Annotated in this window: 17 protein-coding genes; 11 read left to right on the top strand and 6 right to left on the bottom strand. The window is 68.4% G+C overall.

What is annotated here, in order from left to right:
* Positions 1–8: 8 nt before the first annotated feature.
* Positions 9–1,136, bottom strand: a complete 1,128-nt coding sequence (locus tag BKX93_RS11250) for a succinylglutamate desuccinylase/aspartoacylase family protein (RefSeq protein ID WP_070979849.1) — start codon at positions 1,134–1,136, stop codon at positions 9–11.
* Positions 1,137–1,257: 121 nt separating this feature from the next.
* Here BKX93_RS11250 and BKX93_RS11245 point away from each other — a divergent pair, with 121 nt between their 5' ends.
* From BKX93_RS11245 to BKX93_RS11230, 4 genes are read left to right on the top strand one after another with little or no spacing between them, the layout of a single operon-like run.
* Positions 1,258–2,529: a hypothetical protein gene (locus tag BKX93_RS11245; RefSeq protein WP_046167374.1), complete on the top strand. Its 1,272-nt coding sequence runs from the start codon at positions 1,258–1,260 to the stop codon at positions 2,527–2,529.
* Positions 2,530–2,543: 14 nt separating this feature from the next.
* The gene (locus tag BKX93_RS11240; protein WP_046167375.1) at positions 2,544–3,026 is read left to right on the top strand and encodes a hypothetical protein; all 483 of its coding nucleotides are present in this window, start codon (positions 2,544–2,546) and stop codon (positions 3,024–3,026) included.
* A 5-nt stretch (positions 3,027–3,031) separates the two neighbouring features.
* Positions 3,032–3,781: a hypothetical protein gene (locus BKX93_RS11235; RefSeq protein WP_070979847.1), complete on the top strand. Its 750-nt coding sequence runs from the start codon at positions 3,032–3,034 to the stop codon at positions 3,779–3,781.
* A complete protein-coding gene (locus tag BKX93_RS11230; protein ID WP_070979845.1) occupies positions 3,781–6,591 on the top strand; it encodes an ATP-binding protein in 2,811 nt (936 codons plus the stop codon). Before BKX93_RS11235 ends, BKX93_RS11230 begins: the two co-directional genes overlap by 1 nt.
* A gap of 47 nt (positions 6,592–6,638) precedes the next feature.
* Here BKX93_RS11230 and BKX93_RS11225 read toward each other — a convergent pair whose 3' ends face one another.
* The 3 genes from BKX93_RS11225 to BKX93_RS11215 all read right to left on the bottom strand — a co-directional run bounded on the left by BKX93_RS11225 (position 6,639) and on the right by BKX93_RS11215 (position 9,936).
* Positions 6,639–7,655, bottom strand: a complete 1,017-nt coding sequence (locus tag BKX93_RS11225) for an ankyrin repeat domain-containing protein (protein WP_070979843.1) — start codon at positions 7,653–7,655, stop codon at positions 6,639–6,641.
* Positions 7,656–7,804: 149 nt separating this feature from the next.
* Positions 7,805–8,524, bottom strand: a complete 720-nt coding sequence (locus BKX93_RS11220) for a haloacid dehalogenase type II (RefSeq protein ID WP_070979841.1) — start codon at positions 8,522–8,524, stop codon at positions 7,805–7,807.
* 161 nt (positions 8,525–8,685) lie between these two features.
* Positions 8,686–9,936, bottom strand: coding sequence for an alpha/beta hydrolase (locus BKX93_RS11215; protein ID WP_222103306.1), 1,251 nt, complete (start codon positions 9,934–9,936; stop codon positions 8,686–8,688).
* 75 nt (positions 9,937–10,011) lie between these two features.
* Between BKX93_RS11215 and BKX93_RS11210 the strand changes: the two genes are divergently transcribed.
* Positions 10,012–10,494, top strand: a complete 483-nt coding sequence (locus BKX93_RS11210) for a MarR family winged helix-turn-helix transcriptional regulator (protein WP_070979839.1) — start codon at positions 10,012–10,014, stop codon at positions 10,492–10,494.
* A gap of 12 nt (positions 10,495–10,506) precedes the next feature.
* Here BKX93_RS11210 and BKX93_RS11205 read toward each other — a convergent pair whose 3' ends face one another.
* Complete coding sequence (locus BKX93_RS11205; protein ID WP_070979836.1) at positions 10,507–11,211, bottom strand: superoxide dismutase; 705 nt, start codon at positions 11,209–11,211, stop codon at positions 10,507–10,509.
* Positions 11,212–11,364: 153 nt separating this feature from the next.
* Positions 11,365–11,808: a DUF1842 domain-containing protein gene (locus BKX93_RS11200; RefSeq protein ID WP_052717461.1), complete on the bottom strand. Its 444-nt coding sequence runs from the start codon at positions 11,806–11,808 to the stop codon at positions 11,365–11,367.
* 274 nt (positions 11,809–12,082) lie between these two features.
* Here BKX93_RS11200 and tpx point away from each other — a divergent pair, with 274 nt between their 5' ends.
* From tpx to BKX93_RS11170, 6 genes are all read left to right on the top strand, one after another.
* Positions 12,083–12,580: a thiol peroxidase gene (gene tpx / locus BKX93_RS11195; RefSeq protein ID WP_046156207.1), complete on the top strand. Its 498-nt coding sequence runs from the start codon at positions 12,083–12,085 to the stop codon at positions 12,578–12,580.
* A 287-nt stretch (positions 12,581–12,867) separates the two neighbouring features.
* Entirely contained in the window at positions 12,868–13,701 is an 834-nt protein-coding gene (locus tag BKX93_RS11190) for a ChaN family lipoprotein (RefSeq protein ID WP_070979834.1), read from the top strand.
* 89 nt (positions 13,702–13,790) lie between these two features.
* Positions 13,791–14,564: a tonB-system energizer ExbB gene (gene exbB / locus BKX93_RS11185; RefSeq protein WP_083340516.1), complete on the top strand. Its 774-nt coding sequence runs from the start codon at positions 13,791–13,793 to the stop codon at positions 14,562–14,564.
* Between the two features lie 3 nt (positions 14,565–14,567).
* The gene (exbD, locus tag BKX93_RS11180) at positions 14,568–14,984 is read left to right on the top strand and encodes a TonB system transport protein ExbD (RefSeq protein ID WP_070979832.1); all 417 of its coding nucleotides are present in this window, start codon (positions 14,568–14,570) and stop codon (positions 14,982–14,984) included.
* Positions 14,984–15,733 carry an energy transducer TonB family protein gene (locus BKX93_RS11175; protein ID WP_070979830.1) on the top strand — a complete coding sequence of 250 codons (750 nt, stop codon included), beginning with the start codon at positions 14,984–14,986 and terminating at the stop codon, positions 15,731–15,733. The genes exbD and BKX93_RS11175 overlap by 1 nt, the downstream gene beginning before the upstream one ends.
* Positions 15,734–15,752: 19 nt before the next feature.
* Entirely contained in the window at positions 15,753–17,849 is a 2,097-nt protein-coding gene (locus BKX93_RS11170; protein WP_070979829.1) for a S9 family peptidase, read from the top strand.
* The last annotated feature ends 8 nt before the right edge of the window (positions 17,850–17,857 follow it).

The raw sequence follows: 17,857 nt of genomic DNA, 5'->3' as shown, positions 1-17,857 counted from the left end.
AAATTCCGTCAGGCGGTCAACAGCTTGCCGCTCTTGAACGCGGTGTCGCCGGCCACGCGGGCCAGGCCGAAGCCGGCGGTGGCGTAGGGCCGGTCGCTGGTGGCGTACAGCACGCCGCCGCGCTGGGTGCATACCTGGGTGACGGTGTCGGTCAGCGGATCGATCACGTCGGCCACCAGGTCGCCGGGGCTGAGCAGACTGCCGGCTGCAGCGCGATACACCACCACGCCGGCGTGCGGCGCCAGAAGGTCTTCGGACGCGGCCAGCGGCGTGGCCGGGTGGCGCAGCGGCGGCAGCGGCGGCGCGTCGCCGGCGATCACGCCGCGATGCTGCAGGAAATCAATGATGGCTTCGGCGTCATGGGCCGCGTATTCGTGGTTCACGTCGCATTCGCCGCGCAGCTCCACCGTCACCGCCAGACAGGCCATCTCGATCGGCGCGGACAGTCCGGCCCGGGCGGCCAGGTCGCGCAGCTGCCACCAGGGCTGGCTGCAGGACTCGTCGAAAGGGTAATCGCCGGAGTCTTCGGCCAGCAGCGTGGCGCAGGCGCCCAGGTAGCGGGACAGCGGCTCGCACTGGTCCCACAGCGGGGTGCCGGTGTACAGGTGCAGGTCGGCGCGGCTGTCGCAGTGCAGGTCCAGCATGATGTCGGCGTCGAAAGCCATCGAGTGCAGCGTGTGGCGCAGCGACTGCAGCTCGGTCTGCGGCTGCTGTCTGGCCAGCTCGGCCCGCATCGCCGCGCGGATCAACCGGGTGTTGGCCTTGGCGTCCGGCCCCAGCTGCTGGCGCACGGAGGCGAACACCGGTTCGGCCAGCGGCAGGTAGTGGCGGTTGAAGTTCTGGCCGCTCATCAGCTCGAAGCGGCCCATCAGCTTGCTGCTCTGGTTCTGGTTCAGGCCGATGGGGTTGGCCGCGGGCAGCACGGCGATCTCGCCCAGAATGGCGCCTTCGTCCTCCAGCTGGCGCAGCCGCTGCTTCAGGTGCCAGGCCACCAGCATGCCGGGAAGCTCGTCGGCGTGCAGGCTGGCCTGGATATGGACCTTCTCGCCGCGGCCTTCCTGGCCGAAATGGAAGCTTGTCAGCGCGCGCTGGCAGCCCAGGCTGGGCGACAGCAGCGGATGGTGGCGGGTGAGCATGGCATCTCCTCTGATGATTTGTTATGGCTCGCGGCCAGGATAAAACGCATCGCCGCGTTGACGAAGCGGCGGGCCGCCGGGACAATCTCCGCTTTGATTCACCCCAGCTTGTGGAGCGCGCTTGGATTCACTGTCCGATTTCTTCCAGCCCGGCATCGAGCCCGGCTCGCTGCAGGCCGTGTCGCGCCTGCAAGGGGCATGGGGCTATTTGTCCGTTTTCGTCACGCTGTTCCGCGGCGGCGACGAGGAAGTGCTGATGCGCCTCCTGGTGCTGCGAGAGCTGGGCGGCCGCGCCGAGGCGCCGCTGTGGACGCCGCAGGAAATCGCCCAGCGCTTCTCCTACCTTAACGATACCAAACTGGCCACCATTCTGGGGCGGCTGCGTGAAGGCGATCTGCTGGTCTACGACAGCGACGGCGGCGTCTACCAGCTGTCCGAGGGCGCGCGCGTCGCGCTGGCGGCGCTGGCGACGCTGGTCGATTTCTCCGGCGACGACGTCGAGCTGGGCTATCTGGCCAGCCAGGTGGCGGCCGGCCAGGCCGTGGGCCAGGTGTCGGACGAGGCGCTGAAGCATTTGCTGGCGCGGCTGAACGAGCTGTACGCCGAATTCGAGGAAGCGCTGGAGTCGCAGTCCGAATTCCGCATCCGCGCCGCGCAGCACCGGCTGGAGGCGGTGTGGCGCTGGGTGGCCAAGTCCACCGAGGTGGTGAAGAGCCTGACCCAGGACGACACGCTGAGCCTGATGGTGCTGAACCAGGCGCAGGCCATCGCGCTGGCGCAGAGCCGGATGCTGGCGCTGGCCGGCACCTTCGAGCGCCGGCTGGCGCAGCTGGCCGCGCAGCGCGTGCACCTGGGCAATTCCGGCCTCACCTCCACCGACATCGCCGACTGGCTGCGCCGCCAGGGCGCGGCCACGCTGGCCGGCAAGCTGGCGGGCGGCTGGTCCATCTGTCCTGAGCCGGCTTTCCTGTCCACGCCCGAGCTGGCCGACGTGGCCGAGTTCGAGCTGCTGGCGCGCGAGCGCGCCAAGGCCGGCGCCCATGTGCTGCCGGGCGGCGAGGCCGCGCCGCTGGCCGACGCGCCCGAGATGGAGCGCCTGCTGGAGGCTGAAGAAATGTACGACCTGCTGCTGGAGCTGGGCATGAGCGGCAAGGCCGACGCCCACATCAGCCAGGCGGTGCTGGCCGACAGCTACAACGAAACCGCGTATCGGCTGTCCTTGCTGTCCCTGATCGGCGATCCGGAAACCAGCAACGACCAAAGCATCGTCGCCGCGCTGGCCAAGCTTCCGTTCAGCCTGCAGGGGGGCGACGACGTGATCGCGACGGACCACCCGGAGGTGGCAACGCTGTCCGACGCCAGGCTGGTGGCTAGCACGGTAGCAAAACCATAACGGAGGCTCGCGAGATGAAAGACCCGCTGGATGGCTTATCCGTCGGTGCCTTGCTGAATTTGCATGGACAGATTCTCGCTCGATTGCGTGAAGCCAAAGTTTTGCGTTCGGAGAACAATCCTGCCGGCGATTACACGGAGTGGTTGTTGGTCCAAAAGCTCGGGTTGAGATTGGAGCCTAATTCGAGCAAGGGGTTTGATGCGATCGATGCTAATGGGGAACGTATTCAGATCAAGGGGCGAAGAGTCACGTCCCGCAATACATCCCGTCAGCTGAGTGTTATCCGGCAATTAGAGGAGCAACCGTTCGATTGGCTGCTCGCAGTGATATTCGATGAGAACTGGAAAGTGCTGCGGGCGATGAAATTGCCCTGGGCAGCAGTTACTCGGTATTCGACTTATCGCAGGCACGTAAATGGTCATGTGCTGATTCTGCGCGATCACTTGCTGGATGACCCCTCGGTACAAGATATAACGGCTCAATTGAGCGAAGACTGAAAATAGTGGAACACGAAATCAAAACCCTCACCGCCCGGCTGCTGGCGCACCGCGTGGTGCCGCGCGCCGACGCGCTGGCGCGCAAGGCGCTGCTGGACGACATCTTCCGCGCCGAGCTGGACAAGAGCCTGGCCGCCGTCGGCCTGCGGCTGGTGGAGAATCCGTACGCCGAGCACATCGCCGCGGCGCTGCTGCCGGAAATGACCGAGCCGGTGTTCGGCTCCGGCGACGCCTGGCTCAACAACAATCTGGGACTGCCGCGCGACGGCGTGGCGCTGTTGGTCATCCTGTGGGCGCTGATCATCCTGCCCAAGCGCGAGCGCCAGATCGCCCGCGTCGAGGCCGGCAAGGAGAGCCAGAGCGATATGTTCGGCGCGCAGAAGCCGCTGGAAACCGGCGAAACCGTGTCCACCGGCATTTCCGAAGACGCGCTGTACGCCGACTTCGGCAAGGCGCTGGGCGGCCGCACCCGCTTCAGCGCCAATCTGGGCCGGCTGGTCAACCTGGGCTTCATCGTCCGCCGCAACCGCTGGCTGGACGAGGGGCCGATGCTGGACCTGATGATCGATTACGCCCAGCTGGCGCCGCGCATCATCGAGGGCGCGCTGGCCGACGTGCTGCTGCGGCGCGAGGGCCGCGACATGCTGGTGGACAAGCGAGTCGACGACGAGATCGAAGAAGAAGGCGCGGACGACGGCATCGCGTCGGCCGGCCCGCTGTTTGACTTGCCGCCGGACGACGGGGAGGCTCGCTGATGTTCCAGATGAAATCGGTGGAAATGGTGCATTGGGATTTCTGGCAGCGGCTGAGCGTGCCGCTGGACGCCCAGATCGTCACCATCATCGGTCCCAACGGCTCCGGCAAGACCACCTTGCTGGACGCGATGCGCACGCTGCTGGCGATCAAATGCTCCGGCAAGCGCGACTACAAGCGCTACGTGCGCAACAACAAGGAAGCCTTCGCCTACCTGCGCGGCGTGGTCGACAATCCGCGCCGCCCCAGCGGCGGCCTGTACCCGACGCCGTTCTTCCCCATCGTGTCCGAGTCGGTGACGCTGCTGTGCCGGATCAAGAAGCAGGGCGGCGACTGGGTGCGCCATTACGCGATCCTGGACGGCGACATCGCCCTGGAGCATGCCGAGGGCCAGGCGCAATGGCTGGGCGTGCACGAGTACCGCCGCCGCTTGGAAGCCGCCGGCCTGACCCCGGCGGTGGCCGAGGTGCTGGCGCTGGAGCAGGGCGACACCGACAAGCTGACCGAATACAGCCCGCGCCAGCTGCTGGACCTGGTGTTCCAGGTGTTCGGCGACAAGGACGTGCTGGACAACTACCAGCGCGCCCGCGACGAGCAGCGCGCCACCGAGCTGGAGCTGGAGGCCCTGGGCCGCCAGGAAGAGGCGCTGCAGGTGCGGGTGGAGGCGATGAAGGGCCGCGCCAACCGTTACCTGGAATGGAAGCAGCTGCAGACCGGCATCGCCCGCCTGCGCGACGAGGCGCTGCCGGTGCTGGCTTATCTGGACGCCAAAACCGCTTTCGGCAGGCAATGGGGCGATTACCGCGCCGGCTACCACGTGCTGAACCAGGCGCGCGCCGAGCACGCCGACACGCTGGACCTGGTGGCCAAGCTGAAAGCGGCCGAAGTGAGCGCCGCCGAGGCGCGCGCCGCGGCGGAAACGGTGCGGCAGGCGGCGCAGGACGCCTTCATGAAGGCGAAGGGCGAGCACGCCGGCGTGGCCGGCCAGCTGAAGGAGCGCGACCGGCTGCAGGCCTTGGCCGGCAAGGAGTACGGCGCCGACGCCTCCTCGCTGGCCGACAGGCTGGCCGCACTGCGCGCCGAGGCCGATCAACTGAAAGACGGCCTGCGCGATCTGAAAAAGCAGCGCCAGGACAGCTCTGAGCATCTGCAGGCGCTGGAAATCGGCCGCGGCCGCTCGCCGGAGGACGTGCGCCAGTTCAAGGCGGCGCTGGACGAGGCCGGCATCCCGCACGCGATGCTGTCGGACATCGTCGAGGTGATGGACTCCAACTGGCAGGGCGCGGTGGAGGCGCTGCTGCGCGGCTACCGCCACGTGGTGCTGCTGGACAGGGAATCCGATCGCCGCGAGGCCTGGAAGATAGGCGAGAAGCTGCGCTACCGGCACTTCGTGGTGCCGGAGCGCGCCGCGCCGCCGCGCGCCAACAAGGGCAGCCTGATGGAGGTGGTGCGCTTTTCCGCCGACGCGCCGGAATGGCTGTACCGGCAGATGAACAGCGTGACGCGGGTGGAGAACGCACTAGAAGGCGCTAGCGCTGAAGGAGACTGGATCACCCGCGACGGTTATTTCCGCGAGCGCCGCGGCGCGCGCCATATCGGCGTGCCGGCGCACGAGTACGCGTTCGGCGAAGCGGCGCGGCAATCGCGCCTCATGGCCGTGCGCGACGAGCTGAAACAACTCAATGTGCGCATCCTGGGCGACGAGGAGCGGCTGGTGGCCGCCACCCGCGAGGCGGCGGGCCTGGCCGAGTACCTGGGCGGCATGGACGCGATACGCCAGCTGGACAGCCGCGCCGACGAGTTTTCCGCGCTGGAGTCGCGCAAGGCCGAGCTGGAGGCCGAGATCGCCCGCCAGGGCGCGGCGCTGGCCGACGCCGGCGCGGAGAAGGACGCCGCCGACCAGCGCCACGGCGACGCGCGGCTGGCGCACGACCGCGTCTGCCAGCGCGAGATGGAAAGCCTGTCCAAATACAATCAGAAATTGCAGGAAGTGGAGCAGGCGCGCCGCCAATTGCGCCGGCTCAGCGGCGAGCTGCGCGAATGGGCGGAGAGATTGTCGGCCGACGCGCTGGCGCCGGAGCATGTGGCGGCGCTGGAGGACGAATTCGACACCGCCGCCGACGCCAAGCACCAGCTGAACTACCTGGAAGAGAAGCTGCAGAGCGGCGACTGGGAGCAGGACGATTCGGTGCTGGCGCTGAAGGACAAGCTGGTGGAAGACCTGACCTCGCTGGACCGCGAGCGCCAGCGCCGCCAGGGCGAGGTGGACCGTTCGCGCGAGCTGACCGACGAGGCGCGCGCCGCCTACATCGGCAAGCTGCGCGCCACCGTGCGCGCCTACGGCCAGAACGTGAAGCGGCTGGGCGAGCTGGCCGGCATCCAGGTGGAAGTGGAGCTGCCGCAGTTGTCCAACGACGACGCGGTGCTGGCCCAGGCCGGCCTGGTGCTGAAGTTCAACTTCGACCAGAAGGGCATGATGGGCATGAACGACGGCGAGGCGTCCGGCGGCCAGCAGGTGATGAAGTCGCTGATCCTGCTGATCGGCCTGATGATGGACGAGTCCAATCCGTCCGGCTTCGTCTTCATCGACGAGCCGTTCGCCCACCTCGACATCTTCAACATCGACCGCGTGGCCGGCTTCCTGAAAGCCACCGAGGCGCAGTACCTGATCACCACGCCCAACACCCACAATATCAACATCTTCGCCCCATCCGAGCTGACGCTGGCCACCCGCAAGAAGCGGCCGGGCGAAACCTGGGCGCCGCCGATTTTGCAGACGCGGCGCCGGGTGGACGGCGGCGGGCAGGCGTAAAAAACGGGACGGCATCGCCGTCCCGTTTGTCTTCGCGAATGCCGGGCTCAGCGGCGGAACAGCGCCATCATCTCGCCATCCAGCTCTTCGGCGCGGTTCTGCACGTATTGGCGGATGCTGGGGTTGTCCAGGCCTTCCGCTTCGGCTTTCTCCGCCGTCAGATGGGCGAATACCGGCAGCTCGGCATCGGCGCCTTCGGCCAGCATCGCCTTGACGCAGTCGCGGTTGCCGCTTTCCACCGCGGCGGCCAGCGGCATCACGATGTAGTCGCCGTTGGCGGCGGGCGGCTGCTGGTTCAGGCTCAGGCCCGCGGCCTTGAACAGGCGGATGCGTTCGCCGGCTTGCGGATCGGCTTGCTCCTGCTCGGCCTCGGGCCGCGAGCAGACCTGGTGCAGCGCGGTTTCGCCGCTGTCGCTGCGGTTGTCCAGCCGGACGCCGGCGGCCCGCAGCTGCTGGATGGCGTCTAGATTGCCGGCGGCCATGGCGTTGATCGCGCTGGCGTTGTCCATATTGGGGCGATTGGCGTCGGCGCCGGCTTGCAGCAAGCGTCGCAGCGATTGCGGCTTCAGATCGGCGCCGTAGCCTGCCGCCAGCATCACCGGCGTGACCAGCCGGTTGGGGCCGGCGTTGTTGATGTCGGCGCCGGCCGCCAGCAGCAGGGAGACCACTTGCAGCATGTCTTCCGACTCGGCCTCGTCGTCGACCAGCGCCAGTTGCAGCGGCGTCAGCGGATTCTCGCGGGTGACCGGGATTTCCAGATCCGGTTTTCGGGCGAGGAACAGCCGGACCAGTTCTGGGCTGGGCGCGGCGATCGCGAAAGGCAGGGCGGAGAGGCCGGCGTCCCCCTCGCCGGTCTGGGCGTGATGCGGGCGCGCGCCCTTGGCCAGCAGCGTCTGGATGCGCTGCATTTTCTTGGCGGAGGGTTTGTCCAGATAGGAAGAGGTGGCCTGGGTCAGCTGGTCATCCAGCGAGGCGGGCTTGGCGGCGGCGGCTTGGGGCAGCAGCAGGGCGCCGCAGGCGATGACGGCGGCGGCGAGCGTTTTCAGGCGGAGTTGCGGTTTCAAGATTGGATCCGGTTTTGATTTTTGAGCGAAGCTGCGGGGCGATGGCGAAAGCCACCGTCGGCAAGACGGGAAATTTTAGACGCTCGCCGCCAGCAGGAGCAGATATGAGTAACTGTCAGAAAGGACAGGTGCTGTCGCCATCGATGCGTTCATGCCTGAAATTGCGCCGCCAGCTCGATGAAGTTCCCCGCCACCCAATCCCAATCCCGTTCCGCGGCCAGATCCGTCCGCTGCTCCGGGCCGAATTCCCGCGGCCGGGCGACGAAGGCGGTTTTCAGCCCGCACTGGCGCGCGGCGGCCAGATCGCCGTTGTGCGCCGCCACCAGGCAGATCCGTTCTGGCGGCAGGTCCAGCAGCTCCGCCGTTCGCAGATAGGCCTGCGGCGTCGGCTTGTAGGCCTGGGCGGCCTCTGCGCCGAGTATCGCGTCCCACGGCAGGCCGGCGTATTTGGCCATATTGAGCAGCAGGCTGGTGTTGCCGTTGCTGAGCGTGGCGACGATGTAGCGCGCCTTCAGCCGGGTCAGGCCGACCACGCTGTCCGGCCACGGGTCCAGCCGATGCCAGGCGCGGTTCAGCCATTGCAGCTGATCCTCAGGCACCGAAGCCGGATCGATGCCGAAGGCCGGCAGCGTGGCCTCCAGGTTTTCGCGGTGCAGCTGGTCCAGCCGGGTGAACGGCCGGCGGCCGGCGCGCACCACCTCCATCGCCGGCGAGTAGCGGCCGCGCCAGGCGTCGGCGAAGGCGTAAGCGTCCTGCCTGGCGCCGGGATGGCGCTGCAGGAAGGCGGCGGCGTCGCGCGCCACGCCCTCGCGCCAATCCACCACGGTGCCGAACACGTCGAACAGCAGGGCCCGCACAGGCTGACTCATGACATGCCTCCATGTCTTTGGCATGAAGGCAGTCTGGCGATGGGGCCGGACGGCGTCAATCGTTCAAATGCTTATCGCCGCCGGCCCGCCGCTTGGCGTCGCCGACCAAACTTAGCGGAGCGCCGTGGCCGAGGCGAGCCGGCGCCGCGAGCGCCGCCGGATCAGGCGCGCTGTCCGCCCACCGGGTCTGCGCCCTGCCACCAGTCCGGGGCGGCGCTGCCGTCGCCGATATGGCCGTCGCGGCGCAGATAGTGGCGCACATCCCGGCCCGGCTCGCGCAGCGCGGGATCGCCGGACAGCGTCCGTTCCAGCCATTCCGCGCCGTAGCGGAAGACTTCCGCCGCCACGCCCCCCAGCGGGTGGAATTCGTTTTCGTAGACGCGCATCTCCTTGGGCGCGCGGATGCGCTGGTAACACGCCAGCGCCTGTTCCAGCGGCGTCAGCTCGTCGAACTCGCCGATTCCCAGCAGCACCGGGATGCGGATGTCGGCGGCCATCGCGTCCAGCGGCATGCGGTCGCGCATTTCGCGGTCGAAAATGGCCTCGTCGCGGTAGCCGCTCATATACATGTAGTTTTTCTTGAAGCTGGGCTGGGCGCGCTCGAAGATGGTGAGGAAGTCGCCGCACACCGCTTCGTAGGCGGCCAGGGCGGCCAGCCGGGTGGCGCCGGCGGCGGCGCGCAGTCCCCAGTAGCCGCTCATGCTGATGCCGAACATGCCGATGCGGCCGGCGTCCACTTCGGGCAGGCCGGCGAGGTAGCCGGCATAGGCTTCCAGCGCCCGCTCATAGTTATCCAGGGTGACGGCCAGGCCGCCGGCGCGGCTTTCGCCCTGGCCGGGGCCCTCTATCGACAGCGCCACCATGCCGCGCGAGGTGTAGTAGCGCTCGGCGGCGTACAGGTAGTCTTCCTTGATCATGTCCATGCCGGGGCCGAGGATCACCGCCGGCGCCTGGCGGACTTCGCCGTCCGGCAGGTGCAGCATCGCGTGGATGGCGCCGCCCTCGAACGGAATCTCCACTCGCCGCACCCGGCCGTCGCGCAGTTCGCCGATGCGTTCGACGCAATGGTTGCAACGCGCGCGCAAGGAGGCCTTGCGCGGATCGGCGGTGTCGAAGATCGAATACTGCGCGCGGCCCCACATCACCGCGGCGCGCAGGTAGAGGTCGGCGGCGGTGCGGCGGTAGCCGTCGCGCTCGTAGTGGGCGGCGCGCCGTTCGGCGCGGGAGGCCACTTCCGCCCAGGCCTTGGGCAGCATCGCGCCGCTTTTCACCTGCTCGAACACGGCGTCGAAATCGGCCGGGTCATGGCCCAGCTGCAGCAGAGTGTTTTTGCCTTCCGGGTGCAGGGCGTCGAAACCGCCTTGGGCCAGCGCGATGTCCAGCGACCAGCTTTGCGCTTCTGAACGTGACATAATTTTCACCTCGTTAGATTGATCGTACCTGAAATTAACTAAGTACTTAGTTATATTATTGTGGAGCCGGAACGCATGTCAACCAAGCCCCTGGAGGATGCCTTGCTCAGCGAGGCGGGAGAAGCGCGCCAGCAGGCGCTGGCGAGACTGAGCCGCGCCGCCTACAGCCTGAGCGCCGCCGATGCCCGGCTGCGCGGCCGCGCCACGCGCCAGGCCGGCGCGCTGTCGCTGTCGCACGCGAGGGTGTTGCGGATATTGGCGGAGGAGGGAGCCTTGCCGGTGGCGCGGCTGGCGGAGCTGACCGAGACCACCGGCGCCGGCGTCACCCAATTGGTGAATGGCCTCAGCGAGCAGGGCTATGTGGAGAAAGCGAAGTCGCTGGCGGATAAGCGCTCGGTGCTGGTGGGGCTGACCGAATTGGGCCTTGCGCGCCACCGAGAGCGCGAACGCCTGCTGGCCGAGGTGCTGGAGCGGGAGCTGCGGGGCATGGACGACCAAGCGCTCGACGCCGCCGCCGAAGTGCTGCGCGCCTTGGGCGGCGTCTACAACCAGCTATGAGCCGGACGGATGTCAGGCTTTTAGGTTGCGTTGCGCGAATTCCCAGTCGATCAGCTTGTCCAGCACCGCGTTGACGTAGTCGGCGCGGCGGTTCTGGTAATCCAGATAGTAGGCGTGTTCCCAGACGTCGACATTCAGCAGCGGGGTCAGGCCGGAGGTGATCGGATTGTCGGCGTTGCCGGTCTTCACCACCCTTAGCTTGTCGCCGTCCTGAACCAGCCAGGCCCAGCCGCTGCCGAATTGGGAAATGGCGGCGCCGGCCAGCTGCTGTCTACAGGCGTCCACGCTGCCGAACGAGGCTTCTATTCTCTCCCGCAGCCCTTGCGGCGGCACGCCGCCGCCCTTGGCCCGCATGCTGCGCCAATAGAAGGTGTGGTTCCACAGCTGGGCGGCGTTGTTGAACACGGCGGCGTCGCCGGCGGGGCCGAAGGAGCGGGTGATGATGTCTTCCAGCGGCAGGTCGGCGTAGTCGCGGCCTGCGGTCAGCTTGTTCAGATTGTCGAGATAGGCCTTGTGGTGCTTGCCGTAATGGAAGCCTATGGTGCGGGCCGAGATCACCGGCTCCAGCGCGTTTTCGGCGTAGGGCAGCGGCGGCAGCGTGTGCGCCGACGAGGCGTGGGCAAGGCCGGGCAGCGCGGGCAGGGCGAGCGCGGCGGCGCCGGCGGCTGCGGCGAGCAGGAAGCCGCGGCGGTTCAGTTCGGCGGGCAGGTCGGTCATGGCGATCTCCTAGCAGGGAGGACGCACGTGGCGTCGATCCCGCATCCAAGCACGGCAGGCGCCGTTTGCGCGATCGCCATGGCCGTATGGACAGGCTGAAGACGAACAAACCGCCGGGCCTGGGGCGCCGGCGGCTTGCGCGTACGTGGACGTTTAGCGCAGGTTCAGCGCTTTGACGGTATGCCGCACTTCATCGGACAACTGGATGTCCTGGCCGACTTCCTCTACCCAGTGGCCGGCCTGCAGGAAGGCGTAGCGGGCGCGGGAGCCGTTTTCAGCGTGCCAGCCGCCTTTCAGGTGGCCGTCGAAGTGGAAATCGCCAGCGCGCGGGGAGCCCGAGTCGATAGGCAGGCGGAAGCCGTGGAGGAACAGCTCGATGTCGCCGCCCTTTTCCTCGTAGCGGCCTTGCACCGGATTTTCGAAAACCAGCGGATGTTGCAGCGCCTGGGTGATGACGGCGCGGCCGCTGACCTGGCGAGCCGGCGGATAGACTGACAGCAGCAGGTGCAGGTTGTATCCGCCGGTGATGCCCGGCTTGAAGATGTTGTAGCTGACGATGAACAGTCCGGACTTCTGATCGCGATCTTGGCTAGCCATGAGAGACTCCTTTGTATCGGATGACAGTCGACGGCGCCGGTAAGCGCGCGTCCCGAATTGCCTGCTTGCGGCGCCACGGTAGCGGCGCCACCTGCACTTTATATAACGAAATAAAATAAAAATCGCCGCTATTTAGATCAGTTGGGAATTTGGTGTGCGTCGGGATGGTAGCCTGGCAGTCGATCCCGATGACAACCATGCGTGGGGCGGGGTTGCATTCCACCGGCTTTGCTCCACACTATCGCGATCTCCAACCCTGACGAGGATTCAAGACATGGCAACCGTAACCCTGCGCGGCAATCCGGTGGAAGTGGCGGGCAAGCTGCCGTCCAAAGGCGAGCAAGCTCCGGCGCTGCAACTGACCGGCGGCGATCTGGCCGAGGTGTCGCTGGCCAGCTATGCCGGCAAGCGCAAGATCCTCAACATTTTCCCCAGCGTGGATACCCCGACCTGCGCGATGTCGGTGCGCAAGTTCAACGAGAAGGCCGCCGCGCTGAGCGACACCGTGGTGTTGTGCGTGTCCGCCGACCTGCCGTTCGCGCAGAAGCGCTTCTGCGGCGCGGAGGGCATCGAGAACGTGGCCACGCTGTCCACCTTCCGCAACCCGGCCTTCGCCGAAGCCTACGGCGTCAAGCTGGCCTCCGGCCCGCTGGCCGGCCTGACCGCGCGCGCCGTGGTGGTGCTGGACGCCGACGACAAGGTGCTGCACAGCCAGCTGGTGGGCGAGATCGCCGACGAGCCGGACTACGCCGCCGCCCTGGCCGCGCTGTAAGAACCTGTTTACGATCTGCTGCGCGTCGGCGATACGGCGTTAAAAACCGCTTCGGAATGCTCATGTACTGTATGTACATTCCGCTTCCTCAGCCGTTTTCGCCTGGTCTCGCTCTAGCTCGCGAGATCGGAAACAGGTTCTAAGCTGTCACCACTGGTTTCGAGACCCGACCGGCTGCGTTTGCAGCCGGTTTTGTTTTGGTCGGACGAAATGGCCACCACTCTTGTTATTGATAATCATTATCAATTAATATGCCGGCTTGGCAAAGAAAGCAAGGCGGGAAAGACATGAAGCGATGGATGGCGGCGGCGGCCTTATTGGCCGGTTGCGCGGCGCAGCCGGCGGCGAAGCCGGAAGGACCGCCGGCGGGCCGGATCGTGGAGACGGCCAGCGGCAAGACGTTGAGCCCGGATCAGCTGCTGGACAAGTTGGCGCCGGCGGAGATGCTGCTGGTGGGCGAGAAGCACGACAACCGCCACCACCACCGGATAGAAACCTGGCTGGCGCAGCGCCTGGCCGCGAGCCGGCCGCAGGGCAGCGCGCTGCTGGAGATGCTGACGCCCGGACAGCAGCCCAAGGTGGACGAGGTGAAAGCCTGGCTGCAGGGCGATCCCAGCGTGCGCCCGTCGCGGGTGCGGGAACTGGTGGCCTGGCAGAGCGGCTGGCCGTGGGAGCAATACGGCGAACTGGCGATGACGCTGCTGCGCGCGCCGTACCCGCTGCTGGCGGCCAATCTGGACCGCGAGCAGATGCGCGCCTACTACGCCAGCAAGGAGCGACCGCAGGGGCGGGCGTCGCGGGATCCGCGGGCGGCGAGCCGGCTGGAGGAGGTGATTCGCGGCGAGCACGGCGGCAAGATGGATGAGGGCATGATGGCCTCCATGCTGGCCGTGCAGCAGCAGCGCGACCGGCGGATGGCGGAACGGCTGCTGGCCGCGCCCAAGCCGGCGATGCTGATCGCCGGCGCCTACCATGTGCTGCGCGATGTCGGCGCGCCGCTGCATCTGGCCGATCTGGCCCCGGGACGGCCGGCGACGGTGCTGGTGCTGGCCGAGGAGGGCGTGGAGCTGGGCCGCGAGCAGGCGGACTACGTCTGGCACACCGCCAAATCCGGTGAATGAACGAAGTGGAATGGTTTCTATTTTGTTAATTGATAATGATAATCATTAATAATAGAGTGGGGCACCTCCACCCAAACCCTTAGTCACTGATGAAGACCAGCATTCCTATCAGGCCGTTGCCCGGCATCGCAGGCAGCGGCCTTTCGCTTTATTCCGTCCAGGCATTGGCGGCCCAGCCGGCTGCCGACGCCGGCTTGTCGCCGCTGGCGATGTTCGTCGCCGCCGATCCGGTGGTGAAGGGGGTGATGCTGGCCTTGCTGGCTGCCGCCTTCGCCTGCTGGCTGGTGTTGCTGGTCAAGGGCGCGGCGCTGTGGCTGGCCGCCGGCGAAGGCCGCCGCGGCCATGCGGCGCTGGCCGGAGCCGTGACGCTGGCCGATGCCGGCGAGCGCGTGCGGCCGCTGCCGGCCCATGGCCTGGCGCGCAGCCTGCTGCGCGAGGTGGACAAAGAGATCGCGCTGTCGGCCGCCGAAGCGCCGCGCGACGCCTTGCAGGCGCGCGCCGCGTTCCGGCTGGAGCAGGCGCAGAGCGCGCGCGCCCGTTCGCTGGCGCGCGGCGTCGGCTTGCTGGCCACCATAGGCGCGGTGGCGCCCTTCGTCGGCCTGTTCGGCACCGTGTGGGGCATCATGCGCAGCTTCGCCGGCATCGCCGCCAGCGGCAACACCAGCCTGGCCAGCGTCGCGCCCGGCATCGCCGAGGCACTGCTGGCCACCGCGGTCGGCCTGGTGGCCGCGATTCCGGCGGTGGTGATCTACAACCTGTTCAGCCGCTGGCTGCAAGGCCACAAGGGCCTGCAGCAGCAAGTGGCCGGCCAGTTGCTGCTGTTGCTCAGCCGCGAGCTGGACGTACGCGCGGCGAGGAGCTGAGCGATGGGCGGCTTTCCTTCCGGCGGCGGCGACGAGCTGGCCGAGCTGTCCGAGATCAACGTCACGCCCTTCATCGACGTGATGCTGGTGTTGCTGATCATCTTCATGGTGGCCGCGCCCTTGTCCAGCGTCGACCAGCGCATAGAACTGCCGGCCTCCAGCGCCAAGCCGGCGCCGCGGCCGGACAAGCCGCTGATCATCACCTTGCAGCCGGACCGCAGCCTGCTGCTGGGCGACAAGCCGGCGCCGCTGGCGCGGCTGGGCGAAGCCCTCGACGCCGCCACCGGCTGCCGCCGCGACACCCCGCTGTTTTTCCAGGCCGACCGCGCCGCCGCTTACGAAGACGTGATGGCGGTGATGGATGCCTTGCGCGCCGCCGGCTACCTGCAAGTCGGCCTGGTGGGCCGGGAGGCGGGCTGATGGCCGCCGCCGAGCGCAAGCCGAGGCCCGTCGTCGGCTGGGGCGGCGGCGCCTTGCTGTTGGCTCTCGCGCCGCTGCTGTGGGCGTGGATCTGCTTGCCCGCCGCGAGCGGGGTCGAGCCGCCGAGCGCCCAGCCCGCGGTGGTGCAGTTGGTGGCTCTGCAGGCGCGCGCGCCGACGCCGGAGACGGACCAGCCGGTGGCGCAACAGCGGCAGATGGCCAGCGCCGCGTCCCGCGCCCGCGCCGGAGAGCGCGCGCCGGTGAAGCTGGCGCGCAATGACGAGGCCAGGCAGAGCGTGGCCTTGCAGGCGCGGCGCGGCGGCGCGCCCGGCGAAGCCGATGCCGACAGCGCCAGCCGGGCGGCCAGGAGCGCCGAATCGGCGTCGTCGGCCAAGGCCCCGCAGCGCGCCGACGACACCGCCGCCGCGCAGAACAGCGACGGCAACGCCCGCAACGCCGATTGGGAGGGGCGGGTGCTGGGCCACCTCGCCGGGCACAAGCGCTATCCGGAAGACGCGATCAGCCGCCGCCGCGGCGGCGTCGCCAAAGTGGAGGTGACGCTGGACGCCGGCGGGCGGATCAGGAGCGCCAGCCTGGCGGCCGGCAGCGGCACCCTGTCGCTGGACCGCGAGGCGCTGGCGGTGCTGCGCCGCGCGCAACCGCTGCCCGCGCCGCCGCCGGAGCGCTTGGTCGCCGGCCAGATCCGCATCGTATTGCCCATCCATTTTGACCTGAACCAGGCCGGCTGACCGGCCGCCGCGAGCGACGATGAACCCTATTCTTTCCTTTGCCGCATTGGCGGGCTTCTGCCTGTGCGCCGCGCTGGCGCGCGCCGACGCGCCGCCCCGGGCCGAAACCAGGCCGCAGACCTTGAGCGCCCACGGCGACGCGCGCGTCGATCCCTACGCCTGGCTGCGCGACGACAGCCGCAGCCGGCCGGAGGTGCTGGCGCATCTGCAGGCGGAGAACCGCTACGCCGAGACGCTGCTGGCCGGCCAGCAGCCGCTGCGCGACACGCTGCTGGCGGAGATGCAGGCGCGCGGCGCCGGCGGCGAGGCCTCGCTTCCTTATCGGGAAAATGGCTGGGAATACCGTGAACGCTATCCTGAGGGCGCGCAGCAGCCGGTGTACGAGCGCCGGCCGGCTGCCGGCGGCGAATGGCGGATGGTGTTGGACGCCGCCGAACGGGCCAAGGGCAAGCGCTACTACCGGCTGGGCGGCTGGCAGCTGTCGCCGGACGGGCGCCACCTGGCGGTGGCCGAGGACGTTCGCGGCGACGGCGCGCAACAGCTGGCGCTGCGCGATCTGGCCAGCGGCGAGTGGCTGCCGTTTGGCGACGGCAAGGCCGGAACCGAGATGGTCTGGTCCGCCGACGGCCGCGCGCTGTGGTATGTCGGCGTGGATCCGGACACCTACCGCCCCAGCCGCGTCTACCGCCATGCGCTGGGCGGCAAGGATGACGCGCTGGTGTTCGAGGAGAAGGACGAGGCCTATACCGTCAGCCTGTCTTCCAGCGCCTCGCGCCGCTACGCGCTGATCGCCGTCGCCGGCAGCGACAGCAGCGAGGCCTGGCTGCTGGACGCGCGGGACGCCGACGCGCCGGCCAGGCTGTTCGCCGCGCGCCGGCCTGGGCGCGAATACTATCTGGACCACTATCGCGGCGCGTTCTACCTGCGCGCCAATCCGGACCCGGCCGGTTTCGGTTTCTACCGCAGCGCCGCGCCAGGCGGCGATTGGCAAGCGCTGATCGCGCCCGGCGCGAACAGCGAGGTGGAAAGCTTTCTGCTGCTGAAGCGCCATCTGATCGTCAAGGAGCGGCATGACGGCCTGAGCCGGGTGCGCGCGATCGCCTGGCAGGGCGGCGCGAGCCGGACGCTGCCGCTGCCGGACCCGGCTTACCGCGTCTGGTTCGACCGCAATCCGGACCCGGACAGCGGGCGGTTGCGCTACCGCTACTCGTCGCTGACCACGCCGACCTCCACTTGGGAATGGAATCTCGCCAACGGCCGGACCCGCGCCTTGTGGCAACCCAGGCTGGCCGGCTACCGCGCCGCCGACTACCGCAGCGAGCGGCTGTGGATACGCGCCCGCGACGGCGAGCGGGTGCCGGTGTCGCTGGTCTACCGCCGGGGCTTGTTGGCCAAGGGCGGCAATCCGCTGCTGCTGTACGGCTACGGCGCTTACGGCATGAGCATGGACGCCGCCTTCAGCGCGCCGCGCGTCAGCCTGCTGGATCGCGGCTTCGTGTTCGCCATCGCCCACGTGCGCGGCGGCGGCGAGGTGGGCCGGCGCTGGCACGAGGCCGGCCGGCTGGCCAACAAGCAGAACAGCTTCAACGACTTCATCGACGCGGCCCACGAGCTGGCGCGGCGGGGCTACGCCAGGTCCGATCAGTTGTACGCGATGGGCGGCAGCGCCGGCGGCCTGCTGATCGGCGCGGCCTTGAACCAGGCGCCGGGCCTGTTCCGCGGCGCGGTGGCCCAGGTGCCGTTCGTCGATGCCTTGTCCAGCATGCAGGACCCGTCCTTGCCGCTGACGGTGGGCGAGTACGGCGAATGGGGCAATCCGGCCGATGCCGACGCTTATCGCCGCTTGCGCGGCTACAGTCCGGTCGACAACGTCGGCGCCGGGCCGTATCCGCATTTGTTGGTCACCGCCGGCCTCCACGACCGCCAGGTGCCGTACTGGGAGCCGGCCAAGTGGGTGGCGCGGCTGCGCGAGCGGCAATGGCCGGGCCAGCGGCTGGCGCTGATCACCGAGATGGAGGCCGGCCACCGGGGCCAGTCCGGACGCGTGTCCCGGCTGGCGGCCAATGCCCGCGAATACGCCTTTTTATTGACCCTGTCCGGCTGGCGGGAACCGTGAGCCTTGCC

This window comes from Chromobacterium vaccinii, from assembly GCF_001855275.1.
Taxonomy (GTDB): Bacteria; Pseudomonadota; Gammaproteobacteria; order Burkholderiales; family Chromobacteriaceae; genus Chromobacterium; species Chromobacterium vaccinii.
This window is presented reverse-complemented; position numbering and strand designations above follow the sequence as displayed.